Source organism: Agromyces sp. P2_B3 (assembly GCF_056404815.1).
In genome coordinates this window covers 1-13831 of the sequence record NZ_JBFUDH010000003.1, presented here as the reverse complement: position 1 = coordinate 13831, position 13831 = coordinate 1, and the positions used below count along the sequence as shown (strand labels likewise).

Annotated in this window: 14 protein-coding genes; 9 read left to right on the top strand and 5 right to left on the bottom strand. The window is 70.2% G+C overall.

Annotated features, from left to right (window positions below; all coding sequences use genetic code 11):
* Positions 1-2: 2 nt before the first annotated feature.
* The 9 genes from uvrC (at position 3) to AC1DZA_RS05665 (ending at position 8515) form a co-directional block, all read left to right on the top strand.
* Positions 3-1940, top strand: coding sequence for an excinuclease ABC subunit UvrC (gene uvrC / locus AC1DZA_RS05705; protein ID WP_476772023.1), 1938 nt, complete (start codon positions 3-5; stop codon positions 1938-1940).
* A gap of 36 nt (positions 1941-1976) precedes the next feature.
* Positions 1977-2852 (top strand): RNase adapter RapZ, encoded by an 876-nt coding sequence (rapZ, locus tag AC1DZA_RS05700; protein ID WP_476772022.1) that lies wholly within the window; start codon positions 1977-1979, stop codon positions 2850-2852.
* A gap of 36 nt (positions 2853-2888) precedes the next feature.
* Positions 2889-3869, top strand: coding sequence for a DNA-binding protein WhiA (whiA, locus tag AC1DZA_RS05695; RefSeq protein WP_309978758.1), 981 nt, complete (start codon positions 2889-2891; stop codon positions 3867-3869).
* Positions 3870-4067: 198 nt separating this feature from the next.
* A complete protein-coding gene (locus AC1DZA_RS05690; protein ID WP_476772021.1) occupies positions 4068-4694 on the top strand; it encodes a superoxide dismutase in 627 nt (208 codons plus the stop codon).
* Between the two features lie 93 nt (positions 4695-4787).
* Entirely contained in the window at positions 4788-5792 is a 1005-nt protein-coding gene (gene gap, locus AC1DZA_RS05685) for a type I glyceraldehyde-3-phosphate dehydrogenase (protein ID WP_309978754.1), read from the top strand.
* Positions 5793-5803: 11 nt separating this feature from the next.
* On the top strand, positions 5804-7018 hold the full coding sequence (locus AC1DZA_RS05680) for a phosphoglycerate kinase (RefSeq protein WP_476772020.1): 1215 nt from the start codon (positions 5804-5806) through the stop codon (positions 7016-7018).
* Positions 7009-7797: a triose-phosphate isomerase gene (gene tpiA / locus AC1DZA_RS05675; protein ID WP_476772019.1), complete on the top strand. Its 789-nt coding sequence runs from the start codon at positions 7009-7011 to the stop codon at positions 7795-7797. Before AC1DZA_RS05680 ends, tpiA begins: the two co-directional genes overlap by 10 nt.
* Positions 7798-7884: 87 nt before the next feature.
* Positions 7885-8136: a preprotein translocase subunit SecG gene (gene secG, locus AC1DZA_RS05670; RefSeq protein ID WP_159599832.1), complete on the top strand. Its 252-nt coding sequence runs from the start codon at positions 7885-7887 to the stop codon at positions 8134-8136.
* Positions 8137-8146: 10 nt separating this feature from the next.
* Positions 8147-8515 carry an RNA polymerase-binding protein RbpA gene (locus tag AC1DZA_RS05665; RefSeq protein ID WP_309978748.1) on the top strand — a complete coding sequence of 123 codons (369 nt, stop codon included), beginning with the start codon at positions 8147-8149 and terminating at the stop codon, positions 8513-8515.
* An 80-nt stretch (positions 8516-8595) separates the two neighbouring features.
* Here AC1DZA_RS05665 and pgl read toward each other — a convergent pair whose 3' ends face one another.
* The 5 genes from pgl to AC1DZA_RS05640 form a co-directional block, all read right to left on the bottom strand.
* A complete protein-coding gene (gene pgl, locus AC1DZA_RS05660; protein WP_476772018.1) occupies positions 8596-9366 on the bottom strand; it encodes a 6-phosphogluconolactonase in 771 nt (256 codons plus the stop codon).
* Between the two features lie 11 nt (positions 9367-9377).
* A complete protein-coding gene (locus tag AC1DZA_RS05655; protein WP_309978744.1) occupies positions 9378-10322 on the bottom strand; it encodes a glucose-6-phosphate dehydrogenase assembly protein OpcA in 945 nt (314 codons plus the stop codon).
* Complete coding sequence (gene zwf / locus AC1DZA_RS05650) at positions 10319-11860, bottom strand: glucose-6-phosphate dehydrogenase (RefSeq protein ID WP_309978742.1); 1542 nt, start codon at positions 11858-11860, stop codon at positions 10319-10321. Before zwf ends, AC1DZA_RS05655 begins: the two co-directional genes overlap by 4 nt.
* Before the next feature lie 16 nt (positions 11861-11876).
* On the bottom strand, positions 11877-13481 hold the full coding sequence (locus tag AC1DZA_RS05645) for a glucose-6-phosphate isomerase (RefSeq protein WP_476772017.1): 1605 nt from the start codon (positions 13479-13481) through the stop codon (positions 11877-11879).
* Positions 13478-13831: transaldolase family protein (locus tag AC1DZA_RS05640; RefSeq protein ID WP_476772016.1), on the bottom strand; the 354-nt coding region annotated here is incomplete at its 5' end. The genes AC1DZA_RS05645 and AC1DZA_RS05640, both read right to left, overlap by 4 nt.

Sequence of the window (13831 nt, the reverse complement as noted above, 5' to 3'; positions counted from 1 at the left end):
GGATGACCGACACCGTCCCGTATCGGCCGAAGGCGGGGGAGATCCCCACCGACCCGGGGGTCTATCGATTCCTCGACGCCGACCGCCGCGTGCTCTACGTCGGCAAGGCGAAGAACCTTCGCGCCCGGCTCTCGAACTACTTCGCTCCGCTGCGCACCCTTCACGAGCGCACCCGGCGCATGGTCACGACGGCGGCGTCCGTGGAGTGGACCGTCGTGCAGAGCGACGTGGAGGCGCTGCAGCTCGAGATCACGTGGATCAACCAGCTCCACCCGCCGTTCAACGTGCGGTTCAAGGACGACAAGTCCTACCCGTACCTCGTCGTGACGCTCGGGGACGAGGCGCCGCGCGCCATGATCTCCCGACGGCGCGGGATCCCCGGTGCCCGGTACTTCGGCCCCTATCCGAAGGTCTGGGCGGTCAACGAGACACTCGACCTGCTCATGAAGCTGTTCCCGATCCGCACCTGCAAGGACAGCGACTACCGACGGGCGATGGCGAGCGGCAAGCCGTGCTTCGCCGGGCAGATCGGCAAGTGCTTCGGACCGTGCTCGGGCAAGGTGACCATCGAGGAGCACCGGGCCAACGTCGACCGATTCGTCGCCTTCATGCAGAATCAGGACCGAAGGATCCTCGCCGACCTGACGCGACGGATGCAGGCGGCCGCCGCCGTGCAGGACTACGAGACCGCCGCGCGCCGCCGCGACGAACTGCAGGCCGCCACGGCCTTCTTCGAGAAGAGCGCCGTGGTGCTCGGCGAGAAGGTCGACCTCGACGTCTTCGGCATCGACCACGACGAGCTCGCGGCCGCCGTGCACCTGTTCATCGTCAGGTCGGGGCGGGTGCGCGGCGTGCGCTCGTGGACCGTCGACAAGGAGCTCGACGTGCCGTTGGGCGAGCTCGTCGACTCGGTGCTGCAGAACGCCTACGGCGAGGACCTGACGCCGCCCGCCGAGGTGGTGGTTCCCGAACTGCCCGACGATGCACCGGCGGTCGAGGACTGGCTCGCCGGCCTCGCAGGCCGGAAGGTGCGGCTGCGTGCCGCCCAGCGCGGCGACAAGGCGGCGCTGCTCGACACCGCGACCCAGAACGCGCGACAGGCGCTCATGCTCTACAAGACCCGGCGAAGCGCGGACTTCACCACGCGCTCGCGTGCACTGGAGGACATCCAGGAGGCGCTCGGCATGGCGGATGCGCCGCTGCGCATCGAGTGCTTCGACGTGTCCCATCTCAGTGGCACCAACATCGTCGCCTCGATGGTCGTCTTCGAGGACGGGCTTCCTCGGAAGGACGAGTACCGTCGGTTCACGATCCCGAACTCAACCGATGACACCGATTCGATCCATCAGGTGCTGACGCGCCGGCTCGCCTACCTCGCGAGGCCCGACGCCGGCACGGCCGCCGGCACGGCCGATGGCGCGGGCGCCACCGACGGCGGCACCGATGCGGAGACGGATGCCGCGGCATCCGAGCGGCGCAAGAAGTTCGCCTACCGGCCGAACCTGCTCGTGGTCGACGGCGGCGAGCCGCAGGTCGCGGCCGCCGCGCGGGCGCTCGAGGAGTCGGGTGTCGAGGGTATCTACCTCTGCGGCATCGCCAAGCGACTCGAGGAGATCTGGACTCCCGACGCGGATTTCCCGGTGATCCTGCCGCGCAACAGCGATGCGCTGTTCCTGTTCCAGCGGGTGCGCGACGAGGCCCACCGGTTCGCGATCACCCACCAGCGTCAGCGCCGCAAGCGCGACATCGGCACCGTGCTCTCCGACATCCCGGGCCTCGGACCCACGCGCGTGAAGGAGTTGCTGAAGCACTTCGGCTCCGTCACGCGGCTCCGCGGGGCGGGCGAAGCCGACATCGCCGAGGTCAAGGGCATCGGCCCCGCGCTCGCGACGACCATCCACGCGCACCTGCACGCCGACGGCGTGTCGGCGCCCCGCTAGGCTGGAGTGTCGACGCGCGGAAGGGGGCCCGAGACGATGGCAGCCGAAGCCGAGCATCAGGAGATGCTCATCGTCACCGGGATGTCCGGCGCCGGGCGCTCCACGGTCGGCAACGCGCTCGAGGACCTCGGGTGGTACGTGGTCGACAACCTGCCGCCGCAGATGCTCCGCCCCCTCGTCGAGCTCGTCGAACGCGCCGGAGCCTCGCTGCCGCGGATCGCCGCCGTCGTCGACGTGCGCGGTCGCGACTTCTTCTCGGAACTGCAGGACATCATCCAGGCCCTGCGCACGGGCGTCAACGTGCGCGTCGTGTTCCTCGACGCGACCGACGCAGTGCTCGTCCGCCGCTTCGAGTCGGTGCGTCGCCCGCATCCGCTGCAGGGCAACGGCACGCTGCTCGACGGCATCGGCGCCGAGCGCACCCGCCTGGCCGAGTTGCGCGAGTCGAGCGACATCGTCGTCGACACCTCCGACCTGAACATCCACCAGCTGGCGACCCTCATCACCGAGACGTTCGCCGAGGCCGGCCGTGCCGGGCTTCGGGTCACCCTCCTCAGCTTCGGGTTCAAGTACGGGCTTCCCACCGATGCCGACCTCGTCGCCGACGCCCGCTTCCTGCCCAACCCGTTCTGGATCCCCGAGCTCCGGCACCTGAGCGGCGAGGACGCCGCGGTCGCCGAGTACGTGCTCGACCAGCCGGGGGCGAGGGAGTTCATCGACGCCTATGCGACGGCGCTCGAGCCGGTGATGGCCGGCTACCAGCGTGAGAACAAGCGACACGCGACCATCGCGATCGGATGCACCGGCGGCAAGCACCGCTCGGTCGCGCTGGTCCGCGAGCTCGCCGAGCGACTCGGGCAGTTCCCGGGCGTGGCGGTCAGCGTGAAGCACCGCGATCGCGGCCGTGAATGACCCGGCCGCGCGACATGAAGAAGGAAAGGACCTGACGTGGCACTGACCGCCGATGTGAAAGAGGAATTGGCGCGGGTCGAGGTGCCGAAGACCACCGTGCGGGCCGCCGAACTGGCTTCCGTGCTGCGCTTCGCCGGTGGGCTGCACATCATCTCCGGACGCATCGCCATCGAGGCCGAGCTCGACTCGCCGACGATCGCCCGCCGGGTGACGCGCGACCTGGGCGAGCTCTACGGCGTTCGCCCCGACGTGTCGGTCATCTCGCCGTCGGGCATCCGCCGGTCGAACCAGTACCTCGTGCGGGTGCTCGACGGCGGCGAGACCCTCGCCCGCCAGACCGGCCTCCTCGACGCACGCCGCCGCCCCGTGCGCGGGCTTCCGAACAAGCTCACGACCGGGTCGCGCGACGACGTCGCTGCGGTCTGGCGCGGCGCGTTCCTCGCGCACGGCAGCCTGACCGACCCCGGCCGCTCGGCCGCCCTGGAGATCACCTGCCCGGGCAACGAGACGGCGATGGCCCTCGTGGGAGCCGCCGGACGACTCGGCATCTCGGCGAAGGCCCGCGAGGTGCGCGGCGTGCACCGCGTCGTGATCCGCGACGGCGAGGCCATCAGCTCGATGCTCGCACTCATGGGCGCCACCGACACCGTGCGCAACTGGGAGGAGCTGCGCCAGCGTCGCGAGGTCCGTGCCACCGCGAACCGGCTGGTCAACTTCGACGACGCCAACCTCCGCCGGTCGGCGCAGGCCGCCGTGGCCGCTTGCGCGCGAGTCGAGCGGGCGATGGAGCTGCTCGGCGACGACATCCCCGACCACCTGAAGTACGCCGGAGAGCTCCGCCTCGCGCACCGTGAGGCGAGCCTGGACGAGCTCGGCCACCACGCCGACCCGCCCATGACGAAGGACGCGGTGGCCGGCCGTATCCGGCGTCTCCTCGCCATGGCCGACAAGCGTGCGGCCGACCTCGGCGTGCCCGGCACCGAGGCGAGCCTGCCCTCCGACCTCGACGACGTCTGAGCCGCTGCCGAGCCCGTCTCGACGACGAGCAGCACGTTGCAGACGACGAGCGGATGCCGCGGCATCCGCTCGTCGTCATGCGCCGTCGCAGTCGGTCAACCCCGGTCGGCCTCCGACGGGCCGGGCATAGACTCGGTGGTGCGGCCGCGGAACACCGGGCAGGAGCCCGGCACGCCCGGCATCTGACAAGGAGAAGCAATGGCTGACTACACCCTCCCCGATCTCCCGTACGACTACTCGGCGCTGGAACCGTCGATCAGCGGCACGATCATGGAGCTCCACCACTCGAAGCACCACCAGGCGTACGTGACCGGCGCGAACACCGCCCTCGCGCAGCTCGCAGAGGCGCGCGACTCGGGCAACCTCGCCAACGTCAACAAGCTGGAGAAGGACCTCGCGTTCAACCTGGGCGGCCACGTCAACCACTCCGTGTTCTGGACGAACCTCTCACCCGACGGCGGCGACAAGCCCACCGGCGACCTCGCCTCGGCGATCGACGAGCACTTCGGGTCCTTCGACAAGTTCCAGGCCCACTTCACCGCCACCGCGCTCGGCGTGCAGGGCTCCGGCTGGGCCGTCCTCGCCTGGGACTCGATCGGCCAGCGCCTGATCATCGTGCAGTTCTTCGACCAGCAGGCGAACCTCCCGGCGGGCATCGTGCCGCTGCTCATGCTCGACGTCTGGGAGCACGCGTACTACCTCGACTACAAGAACGTGCGGGCCGATTACGTCAAGGCGTTCTGGAACATCGCGAACTGGGAGAACGTCCAGCAGCGCTTCACCACCGCACGCGAGAAGACCTCAGGGCTGCTGCTACTGTCGTAGCGGATGGTGTCCCCGGACCCGTCCGGGGACACCGCCGTCCGATCCGTTCACCTTGGAATCGCGCATTCGCGCACGTCAATTCAGGAGACATCCGTGTCCGTAAAGATCGGCATCAACGGCTTCGGCCGCATCGGCCGCAACTACTTCCGTGCCGCCCTCGCCCAGGGCGCCGACCTCGAGATCGTCGCCGTGAACGACCTCACCGACAACAAGACGCTCGCCCACCTGCTGAAGTACGACTCGATCACCGGCCGCCTCGACGCGACCGTCGACTACGACGACGACAACATCATCGTCAACGGCAAGGCGATCAAGGCGTTCGCCGAGCGCGACCCCGCGAACCTGCCCTGGGGCGAGCTCGGCGTCGACATCGTCATCGAGTCGACCGGCTTCTTCACCAAGGCCGCCGACGCGCGCAAGCACATCGCCGCCGGAGCCAAGAAGGTGCTCATCTCGGCGCCCGCGACCGACGAGGACGCGACCTTCGTCATGGGCGTGAACGAGGACGAGTACGACCCCGCCTCGCACCACATCATCTCGAACGCGTCGTGCACGACGAACTGCCTCGCGCCGCTCGCGAAGGTGTTCAACGACGCGTTCGGCATCGAGCGCGGCCTCATGACCACGGTGCACGCCTACACGGCCGACCAGAACCTCCAGGACGGCCCGCACAAGGACCTCCGTCGCGCGCGCGCCGCCGCGATCAACATCGTCCCCACCTCGACCGGTGCGGCGAAGGCGATCGGCCTCGTGCTGCCCGAGCTCGTAGGCAAGCTCGACGGGTTCGCCCTCCGGGTGCCGGTGCCCACCGGCTCGATCACCGACCTCACCGTCACGGCATCTCGTCCGGTCACGGTCGACGAGGTCAAGGCGGCCTACAAGGCGGCCGCCGAGGGCCCGATGAAGGGCATCCTCAAGTACACGGAGGACGAGATCGTCTCGAGCGACATCGTCTCCGACCCGCACTCCTCGATCTTCGACGCCGGGCTGCTGCGCGTCCTCGGCGACCAGGTGAAGCTCTCGAGCTGGTACGACAACGAGTGGGGCTACTCCAACCGGCTCGTCGACCTGACCGAGTACGTCGCCGAACGCCTCTGAATCGAGCATCCGTGACCCTGCGAACGATCGACAGCCTCGGTCCGCTCGCCGGCAAGCGCGTCGTCGTCCGTTGTGACCTCAACGTCCCCCTCCAGGGATCGGTCATCACGGACGACGGCCGCGTGCGGGCGTCGGTCCCCACCCTCGAGGCCCTCACGGGCCAGGGAGCCCGCGTGATCGTGGTCTCCCACCTCGGCCGGCCCGACGGCTCGCCCGACCCGAAGTACAGCCTCGCCCCCGTCGCCGCACGGCTCGATGAGCTGATCGACGCGCCCGTCGCGTTCGCGACCGACACGGTCGGTGCGGATGCCGCGGCGAAGGTCGAGGCGCTCGGCGATGGCGAGATCCTCGTGCTCGAGAACCTGCGGTTCAACGCGGGGGAGACCTCGAAGAACGAGGCTGAGCGCACCGCGTTCGCGGGCGAGCTGGCCGGCTTCGCCGATGCGGTCGTCTCCGACGGCTTCGGCGTCGTGCACCGCAAGCAGGCGAGCGTCTACGAGCTCGAGGAGCTGCGGCCGAGCGCCGCCGGGCTCCTGATCGCGTCGGAGCTCGACGTGCTCGACCGGCTCACCGAGTCGCCCGAGCGCCCCTACGCCGTGGTGCTCGGCGGGTCGAAGGTCTCCGACAAGCTGGGCGTGATCGCGCACCTGCTGCCGCGTGTCGACACGCTCCTCATCGGCGGCGGCATGCTGTTCACCTTCCTCGCCGCCCAGGGGCACAAGGTCGGATCGAGCCTCCTCGAAGCCGACCAGATCGAGACGGTCAAGGGCTACCTCGCCGAGGCGGAGGAGCGCGGCGTGTCGATCGTGCTGCCCACCGACGTGGTCGTCGCGGCATCCTTCTCGGCCGACGCCGACAATGTGGTGACCTCGGCCGACGCGATCGAGGAGACACCGTTCGGCGCATCCGGACTCGGCCTCGACATCGGCCCCGCAACGGCCGCGGCGTTCGCCGAGCGGATCCGCGCATCGAAGACGGTGTTCTGGAACGGCCCGATGGGCGTGTTCGAGTTGGCGCCCTTCGCAGCCGGCACCAAGGCGGTGGCCGACGCACTCACCGAGGTCGACGGCCTCAGCGTCGTCGGCGGCGGCGACTCGGCGGCGGCGGTGCGGCAGCTCGGGTTCGCCGACGACCAGTTCGGTCACATCTCGACGGGCGGTGGCGCGAGCCTCGAGTTCCTCGAGGGCAAGAAGCTCCCCGGACTGGAGGTCCTCGGATGGCAGTGAAGCGCACCCCGTTCATCGCGGGAAACTGGAAGATGAATCTCGACCACCTGCAGGCGATCGCGTTCGTGCAGAAGCTCGCGTGGGCGCTGGCCGACGCGAAGCACGACTTCGCCGACGCGGAGGTCGCCGTGTTCCCGCCGTTCACCGATCTCCGTTCGGTGCAGACGCTCGTGTCGGCGGACTCGCTGCCGCTGGCCTACGGCGCGCAGGACGTGTCGGCACACGACTCGGGCGCGTACACCGGCGAGGTCTCGGGTGCGTTCCTGGCTCAGCTCGACTGCAGCTACGTGATCATCGGACACTCCGAGCGTCGCACGCTGCACCACGAGACCGACGCCGACGTGAACGCCAAGGTGCTCGCCGCCCACCGCCACGGGCTCGTGCCAGTGGTGTGCGTCGGCGAGACGGCTGAGGACCTCGAGGCGCACGGTCCGAGTGCCGTGCCGGTGGCGCAGCTTCGCACCGCGCTCGAAGGAGTCGACGGGTCCAAGGGGCTGGTCGTCGCGTACGAGCCCGTCTGGGCGATCGGGTCGGGGCAGGCTGCGACGCCCGCGCAGGCGGAACAGGTGTGTTCCGCGCTTCGTGCGCTCATCGCCGAACTGCTCGGCGACGACGTGGCCTCGGCCACGCGCATCCTCTACGGCGGATCGGTGAAGGCGTCGAACATCGCGTCCTTCCTTCGGGAGCCCAACGTGGACGGTGCGCTCGTCGGCGGCGCGAGCCTCGACATCGACGAGTTCTCGAGCATCGTCCGGTTCAAGAAGCACGTCGGCGCCTAGGCGCTTCGCGCCACGGGCGGAGCCGCGGGTGCGGCTATACTCGATTGTCGGCACTGACACCCTGCGTCGTGCCCGGAAAGGTTCACCGTGGAGATTCTCCAGGTCGTCCTGCAGGTGCTGCTCGGTCTCACGAGCCTCCTGCTGACGCTGCTCATCCTGCTGCACAAGGGCCGTGGCGGCGGTCTGTCCGACATGTTCGGCGGCGGCGTCACGTCCAGCCTCGGCGCGTCCGGTGTGGCCGAGCGCAACCTCAACCGGATCACGGTGATCCTGGCGCTCATCTGGATCACGTGCATCGTGGTGCTGGGTCTCATCACCAAGTTCGACGCCGGAATCTGACGGGAACGCCATGGCATCAGGAAACAGCGCCATCCGGGGCTCGCGCGTCGGCGCGGGACCGATGGGCGAACAGGACCGCGGATTCCACGCCGACCGGGTGGCCGTGAGCTACTGGGACGCGCAGGGCAACGAGACCGTGCGGTACTTCGCGGCGAGCCTCCCCGAGGAGGAGATCCCCGAGATCATCGACAGCCCGTCGACCGGTCTTCCCGCCGGCCGCGACAAGGAGAACCCGCCCTTGGTCTCCAAGCTCGAGCCGTACAAGACGCACCTCGCCTACGTGAAGGAGCGGCGCACCGACGAGGAAGCCGCCGCGCTCCTCGAGGAGGCGCTGACGCAGCTCCGCGCCCGTCGCGGGCAGTCGGCTCCCCAGGACTGACGCACCGAACCGCATCGCAGACGACGAACGGGGCCAGCCGGAAGGCTGGCCCCGTTCGCGTCTGCTCGGGTGCGAGCGACTCAGTAGTCCCGTGCGATGAGCGACTCGGGCACTTCGGCCGCGGCATCCGCGTCGACGAAGAAGACCGTGCGTCGCCGACCCTTGATGCCGGCGACCGGCACCTCGTCACGGCTCGCGCCGGCGAGGGCGAGGCCGAGCGCGGAGGCCTTGTCGGCCCCGGCGAGCACCAGCCAGATGCGTTGCGACGAGTTGATCACCGGGCGCGTGAGGCTGAGCCGCTCGGGCGGCGGCTTGGGGGAGTTGCGCACCGGGATGACGGTGCGATCCGTCACCTGGATGCCGGACCGGTGCGGGAAGAGCGAGGCGATGTGCCCGTCGGGCCCCACGCCGAGGAAGGTGATGTCGAAGATCGGGTGATCGAGCCCGTCGACGCCGTGCTGCGAGAGCTCCGCCGCGTAGGCCTCGGCGGCCTCGTCGAGGCTCATGCCCGAATCGGATGCCGGGAACGGGTGCACGTTCTCCGACGGCACGTCGAGGTCGCCGAGGAGGGCGACGCGCGCCTGCTCGTCGTTCCGCTCGCCGTCACCGCCGGGCACCCACCGCTCGTCGCCCCACCAGAAGTGCACCCTCGACCAGTCGATCGAGGTGCTCGCCGGCGATGCGGCGACGGCTTCCAGGACGGCCGAACCCATCGAGCCACCGGTCAGCACCACGTGGGCGACCGCCTGGGCGTCGAGGATGTCGAGCATCTTCGTGATGAACCGCGCCGACACGGAACTCGCCAATGACGCCTTGTCGGGATGGACGAGCACCCGCCGTTCATTCGTCATGCATGGGCTCCTCACGCCTCGGGATCGCCGAGCAGCGACAGGCCACTCGTGATCACTTCACCGTACAACTCATCGGGATCGAGGCGACGGAGTTCGTCGGCGAGGCAGTCGCGCAGGTTGCGGCGCGGCAGCGGCACGTCGTGCACGGGCTGGCCGGGCTGGCGCAGCGTCGCGATTCCGGGGATGTCGCGGACCAGTTCGACCTCGCCGCTCTCCCGTTCGAGGTGCACGCCGTGGATGCCGTGCGAACCGGCGTCGACGGGCGTGAGCTCGTACGTCGTCGGCGCGTCGAGCTGCAGGCGCAGCCACGCCGCCAGGAGGGTCGTGGACGGGGAGTCGATCGCCCCGGTCACGCGCACGCTCGTGATCTGCTCGTACGGCGGCTGGTCGAGCACCGCGGCGAGTTGGGCGCGCCACAGGGTGAGGCGCGTCCACGCGAAGTCGGCGTCGCCCGGGGTGTAACTGGACGCGAGCCGCGCCAGCGCACCCTGCGGGTCGGGCTGCGTCGAGGCATCCGTGATGCGTCGGTGGGCGATGCGCCCGAGCGCCGCCTCACCGGGCACCTCGGGTGCCGCCCCGGGCCACCAGGTGACGACCGGAGCATCGGGCAGGAGAAGGGCCATGACGAGGCTCTCCTCGTCGCGGGCCGCATCGCCGCAGGCGCGGAGCACGATGACCTCGCTCGCGCCGGCGTCGCCGCCCACTCGGATCTCGGCGTCGAGGCGTGCCGCCGTGTCGGGCAGCTCGTGCGGATCGCTCGAGACCACGATGACCCGCATGGGGTGCTCGCGCGAGGCGTCATTCGCCGCCTCGATCGCCTCCTCCTCGCTGCCGGGCGCGGTGGCGATGACGAGGGTGAGCACACGGCCCAAGGCGACGACGCCGCCCTCCTCGCGGATCTTCACCAGGGTCTTGGAGACCTGGCTGGTCGTCGTGTCGGGAAGTTCGACGATCATGGGCGCCTCCAGCTACGTCCGTCGCGGTGCAGGAGCTCGTCTGCCGAGCTCGGACCCCAGGTTCCGGGGCGGTACTGCTCGGGCTGACCCTGCGTCGCCCAGAACTCCTCGATGGGGTCGAGGATCTTCCAGGAGAGCTCGACCTCCTCCTGGCGGGGGAACAGCGGCGGGTCGCCCAGCAGCACATCGAGGATGAGCCGCTCGTAGGCCTCGGGGCTCGCCTCGGTGAAGGCGTGTCCGTAGCCGAAGTCCATCGTGACGTCGCGCACCTGCATGCCCGCACCCGGCACCTTGGAGCCGAAGCGGATGGTGACGCCCTCGTCGGGCTGCACGCGGATGACGAGGGCGTTCTGTCCGAGCTGCGAGGTCTGGCTGTCGGCGAAGACCTGCTGGGGTGCACGCTTGAAGACCACGGCGATCTCGGTCACGCGCCGTCCGAGGCGCTTCCCGGCACGCAGGTAGAACGGCACCCCGGCCCACCGGCGGGTGCCGATCAGCAGCTTCATCGCCGCATACGTCTCGGTCGTCGACTCGGGGTTCATGCCGTCCTCGTCGAGGAATCCGACGACCTTCTCGCCGCCCTGCCATCCGCCCGAGTACTGGCCGCGCGCCGTTCCCGTGGCCAGGTCGTCGGGCAGGCGCACCGCGGACAGGATCTTCTCCTTCTCGGCACGCAGGTCTGCGGCGTCGAACGAGATCGGCTCCTCCATGGCGGTGAGGGCGAGCAGCTGCAGCAGGTGGTTCTGGATGACGTCGCGGGCCGCGCCGATGCCGTCGTAGTAGCCGGCTCGGCCGCCGACGCCGATGTCCTCGGCCATGGTGATCTGCACGTGGTCGACGAAGTTCGCGTTCCAGATGGGCTCGTAGAGCTGGTTGGCGAAGCGGAGGGCCAGGATGTTCTGGACGGTCTCCTTGCCGAGGTAGTGGTCGATGCGGAACACCGAGTCGGGCGGGAACACGGAGGCCACGACGTCGTTGAGCTCGCGCGCCGACTGCAGGTCGGAGCCGAACGGCTTCTCGATGACCACGCGTCGCCACTGGTTGTCGCGCTGCTCGGTGAGTCCCGACCGCTTCAGCTGCTCCGTGACGAGCGGGAACGACTTCGGCGGGATCGACAGGTAGAACGCGTGGTTGCCCATGGTGCCGCGCTCACGGTCGAGCTCGTCGACGACCGCGTGGAGGCGGTCGAACGCCGCGTCGTCGTCGAAGTCGCCCTGGACGAAGCGGATGCCGCGTGCGAGCTGCTTCCACACGTCCTCACGGAACTCGGTGCGGGCGTACTGCCGCACCGAGTCGTGCACGACCTTCTCGAAGTCCTGGTCGTCCCAGTCCCGTCGCGCGAAGCCGACGAGCGCGAAGCCCGGGGGCAGGAGCCCCCGGTTCGCGAGGTCGTACACCGCCGGCATGAGCTTCTTGCGGGACAGGTCGCCGGTCACCCCGAAGATGATGAGGCTCGAGGGGCCGGCGATCCGGTTGAGGCGGTAGTCCTTGGGCGAGCGCAGCGGATTGTGCTGCGCGGAGATCTCTGCCGGGGCCATGGGATCCTTCCGCGGATCAGCCGACGGCGTCGAACAGCGTCGCGACGTTCGCGGCGGGGTCCGTCAGCGTCAGGGTCAGCACCGGGCGGCCGTGCTCGGCGAGCACGCTCGCGTCGCCCGACGCCTGCGCGGCGATGAGCTCACCGAAGGTGAAGGGGCGGTCGGGGATCGCGAGGTCCTCGGCCGGCGTCTCGGTGATCTGCAGGAACACGCCGACGGCGGGGCCGCCCTTGTGGAACTGGCCGGTGGAGTGGAGGAAGCGCGGACCCCAGCCGAACGTGACGGGGCGGCCGGCACGCGCCGCGAGCCGGTCGCGCAGCTGCGCCAGCTCGGGGTGGGCGACGCGGTCGACGTACGCCTGCACCGAGATGTAGCCGTTCGCGGGCAGCTCCTCGAGCAGGACGTCGATCGCCGACACCAGGTCGCTCGCGGCGCCGATGACGTGGGGCGTGCCGCGCACCTCGATGCCGTCGGCGACGAAGGCCGCGGGTGCCGGCTCGGGCCGCGCGTCGAGCAGTCCGCGCGCCGCGATCTTCGCGGACTCGACGTCGGGTTGGTCGAACGGGTTGATGCCGAGCAGGCGCCCGGCGACCGCCGTGGCGTACTCCCACACGAGCAGCTGGGCGCCGAGGCTGCCCGAGACGCGGATCTCGCCGGTGTCGTGGTGGCTGAAGATCTGGTCGCCGGCGTCGTCGACGACGCGCACCACCTGCACGTCGGGGAGGTCGGCCTTCAGCTCGGGCGCGTCGACGTCGAGGACGACGGGGAGGATGCCCTTGCCCTCCTTGCCCGTCGACTCGGCGATGAGCTGCTCGGCCCAGTCCGCGAAGCCCACGATGTGGGTGCCGTCGGCGACGATCGCGAGCTTGTCGCGCAGCGGCTCGGTGGCGGCGATGGCGGCGCCGAGCACCAGTCCGGGGTTCTCGGGGCTGTCGATCGCGAGCGAGAGCTCGATGGTCTCGGCCTCGTCGAGGATCTCGGCGATGTCGGCGCCGGCGAGCCCCGACGGCACGAGGCCGAACGCGGTGAGGGCCGAGTAGCGCCCGCCGACCGTGGGGTCGGCGTTGAACACGCGGTAGCCGGCGGCACGAGCCGACTCGTTGAGCGGCGAGCCCGGGTCGGTCACGACGATGATGCGCGTCGTCGGGTCGATGCCCGCGTCGCGGAACGCCTGCTCGTACACCCGGCGCTGGCTGTCGGTCTCGACCGTCGATCCGGACTTGGAGGACACGACGAGCGCCGACTCGGCGAGCCGGTCGCGGAGCGCCGCGGCGACCTGCCCGGGCTCGGTCGAGTCGAGCACGGTGAGCTCGACCCGCGCGGTGCGGGTGATGACCTCGGGCGCGAGCGACGAGCCGCCCATGCCGGCGAGCACGATGTGGGTGACGCCGTCGGCCTCGAGCTGCTCGCGGAGCGCCTCGATCTCGGGCACGAGCGGACGGGAGACGGCGACCGCCTCGGTCCAGCCGAGGCGCTTCGACGCCTCGTCCTCGGCGGCGGGTCCCCAGAGCTCGGGGTCCTGGGCGGTGATACCGCTCGCGACGAGGTCGGCGACCAGCGTCGGCACGGTGCGGCGCACCGCGTCGGCGGCGGCGCCGCTCACGGAGATGCGGAAGCTCATCGGGCTGCCTCCAGTGCGCCGCGGACGGTGTCGAGGAGTTCGTGCCAGGAGACGATGAACTTCTCGACGCCTTCGCGTTCGAGGACCGCGGTGACGTCGTCGTAGTCGACGCCGACCCGGGCGAGCGCGTCGAGCACGGCGCCGGCGTCGGCGTACGCGCCGGTCACGGTGTCGCCGACGATCTCGCCGTGGTCGAAGGTCGCCTCGAGGGTCTTCTCGGGCATGGTGTTCACCACGCCGGGCGCGACGAGCTCGGTGACGTAGAGGGTGTCGGGCAGCGCCGGGTCCTTGACCCCGGTCGACGCCCACAGCGGACGCTGCCGGTTCGCGCCGGCCTCAAGGAGCGCGGT

Coding starts and splice junctions, on each gene's coding strand:
- uvrC (WP_476772023.1), top strand. CDS start 3: ATGACCGACACCGTCCCGTATCGGCCGAAGGCGGGGGAGATCCCCACC.
- rapZ (WP_476772022.1), top strand. CDS start 1,977: ATGGCAGCCGAAGCCGAGCATCAGGAGATGCTCATCGTCACCGGGATG.
- AC1DZA_RS05690 (WP_476772021.1), top strand. CDS start 4,068: ATGGCTGACTACACCCTCCCCGATCTCCCGTACGACTACTCGGCGCTG.
- tpiA (WP_476772019.1), top strand. CDS start 7,009: ATGGCAGTGAAGCGCACCCCGTTCATCGCGGGAAACTGGAAGATGAAT.
- AC1DZA_RS05665 (WP_309978748.1), top strand. CDS start 8,147: ATGGCATCAGGAAACAGCGCCATCCGGGGCTCGCGCGTCGGCGCGGGA.
- pgl (WP_476772018.1), bottom strand. CDS start 9,366: ATGACGAATGAACGGCGGGTGCTCGTCCATCCCGACAAGGCGTCATTG.
- AC1DZA_RS05655 (WP_309978744.1), bottom strand. CDS start 10,322: ATGATCGTCGAACTTCCCGACACGACGACCAGCCAGGTCTCCAAGACC.
- zwf (WP_309978742.1), bottom strand. CDS start 11,860: ATGGCCCCGGCAGAGATCTCCGCGCAGCACAATCCGCTGCGCTCGCCC.
- AC1DZA_RS05645 (WP_476772017.1), bottom strand. CDS start 13,481: ATGAGCTTCCGCATCTCCGTGAGCGGCGCCGCCGCCGACGCGGTGCGC.